Genomic DNA, 1083 nt, shown 5'->3' with positions numbered 1-1083 from the left:
CCACTAGTAAAAATACTTTTGATATTAGCTTTGGTTCCTATTCTACCCGGAAAATCCGCATGGATCCCAACGACGTGTATGCTTGGAAACTCTTGTTGAAACTCATAAGCCAAGGGAATAGCACGACCTGTGCAACCTAAACAATCATTATTATAAATAATTAGCAACAGAATCTTGTGCTTATAGACTTGCTTCAAATCTACAGGAACACCATCTAAATCTTCAACGTTTATGGAGGTAATAGGGTTGGTCATGGTACAAAGTATAAGGGAATAGTGAAGATAATCGTTTTCTAAAGACCGACAAACATTACATACTAATTACGTCATTTTTATGAAAGATGTTATGATAAACCTCTCGACTACACATGTAAAGTTACTCTGATTATTTAGATATTTCAACTTGTTTTTAATGACGTTAGTTCGAGTGCCCCGACCTTTTAGTCGGGATGTATCGAGAACCTAGCAAGTTCAACCATCCTAATCTTTCCCACAACAACACATCAAAACCCTTAATGTCAGTTCGAGTGTCCCGACCCTTTAGTCGGGATGTATCGAGAACCTAGCAAGTTCAACCATCCTAATCTTTCCCACAACAACACATCAAAACCCTTAATGTCAGTTCGAGTGCCCCGACCTTTTAGTCGGGATGTATCGAGAACCTAGCAAGTTCAATCATCCTAATCTTTCCCACAACAACAAACCAAAACCCCTAATGTCAGTTTGAGTGTCCCGACCTTTTAGTCGGGATGTATCGAGAACCTTCTAAAAAAACAGATCACAAACTATACAATACATCATCTTAATAGACTCTATAAATCCAATCATCATAAGGAATAACAGGGTTTAAATGCTTAACCTGGCCTCATATTATTTTGGATAAAACAGTACGATTCAGTATCATTTTTCCACAAGACTTTCTAAAGCATAAAACAAACGGTTTTTAGCATTGGCTTGAGAACCAAAAATAGAACGAAACAGCACACCATCTTCAGAAATTAAAACCCATTGTGGTGTCCCTTCAGATTGAAATTGATCAAATACATGACGATTCTTATCGATATAAATAGGAAACGGAATAGCA

Annotated in this window: 2 pseudogenes; both read right to left on the bottom strand. The window is 37.2% G+C overall.

Annotated features, from left to right (window positions below):
• Positions 1 to 254, bottom strand: a pseudogene (locus tag ADIWIN_RS11240) (hypothetical protein); the annotation flags it as partial.
• A 645-nt stretch (positions 255 to 899) separates the two neighbouring features.
• Positions 900 to 1083, bottom strand: a pseudogene (locus ADIWIN_RS11235) (TlpA family protein disulfide reductase); the annotation flags it as partial.

The sequence above is a fragment of the Winogradskyella psychrotolerans RS-3 genome (genome assembly GCF_000427335.1).
GTDB lineage: Bacteria > Bacteroidota > Bacteroidia > Flavobacteriales > Flavobacteriaceae > Winogradskyella > Winogradskyella psychrotolerans.
This window is presented reverse-complemented; position numbering and strand designations above follow the sequence as displayed.